This is a genomic window from Micromonospora mangrovicola, from assembly GCF_047200535.1.
Classification (GTDB): domain Bacteria; phylum Actinomycetota; class Actinomycetes; order Mycobacteriales; family Micromonosporaceae; genus Micromonospora.
Genome location: NZ_JBJZOG010000244.1, coordinates 1 through 994, shown reverse-complemented (window position 1 = coordinate 994; position 994 = coordinate 1). Strand labels below are relative to the sequence as shown.

Genomic DNA, 994 nt, shown 5'->3' with positions numbered 1-994 from the left:
TGAGGTGATCTCAGCAAGGGTCGTCGCCTGACGTGCGTGACACGGGCGAACCCGTCCCTATCGGACGGTGCTTGAAGGGGACGTGGGGCCCTCGATAGGCAGTTCTCACCACAAGATCAGCCCATGAGGTGAGGACCCCACGTGATCGCCTATCGTGCCATGCTCGACGTGCCCAGGGAACTCGTCCAGCACGTAGCCCGGCTGCTACGCGCCGAACGTCGGGCGGTCGGCACCCGCCGTCGAGCCCGGAAGCTGACGTGCTTCTACCAGGCACTTCTGGTGTTGGTGTGGTTCCGCAAAGGCGAGGACAAGACCACGCTCGGGGCCGGGTTCGGGGTGTCGAGGGCGACCGCCTACCGGTACGTGGCCGAGGCCGTGCGGGTCCTGGCGGCGCAGACCCCCACCCTGCACGAGGCCCTGCGCCGGGTCGCCGCTGACGGCTGGTCGCACGTGATCCTGGACGGCAAGCTGTTCGACACCGATCGAGTGGCCGAGACCACCGTGAGTGTGAAGGGCGAGACGATCGACGCCTGGTACTCCGGGAAACACCGCGACTTCGGGGCGAACATTCAGGCCGTGATGCGCCCCGACGGGCTACCGATCTGGACCTCGGATGCGCTTGCCGGGCATCTGCACGATGTGACCTGCGCCCAACAGTTGGACGTCACCGGCGCCCTCTACTGGGCGGCCTCCGAACTACACCTGCCGACTCTGGCCGACTCGGGATACGAAGGCGCTGGCCAGGGCATCCACACCCCCTACAAGCAGCCCGCCGACGGCCGCCGCCTCGCCGTCGACAACCGCACCCACAACGCGATCCTTCGATCCCTGCGCTGCCGCGGAGAACGCGGCTTCGCCATCCTCACCGGCCGATGGCGCACCCTACGCCACACCACCGCCAGCCCACGAAGAACCGGCGACACCGTCCGCGCCGCACTCCACCTCACCCACTTCGAATACCGCTACCTACCCGAATCTTGTTGAGATCACCTCA

1 protein-coding gene is annotated in these 994 nt (G+C 67.1%); it reads left to right on the top strand.

The annotated features are described in order from the left end of the window. Positions 1 to 141 precede the first annotated feature (141 nt). Positions 142 to 984, top strand: coding sequence for a transposase family protein (locus ACL02O_RS34285; RefSeq protein ID WP_412822335.1), 843 nt, complete (start codon positions 142 to 144; stop codon positions 982 to 984). Positions 985 to 994: the final 10 nt, after the last annotated feature.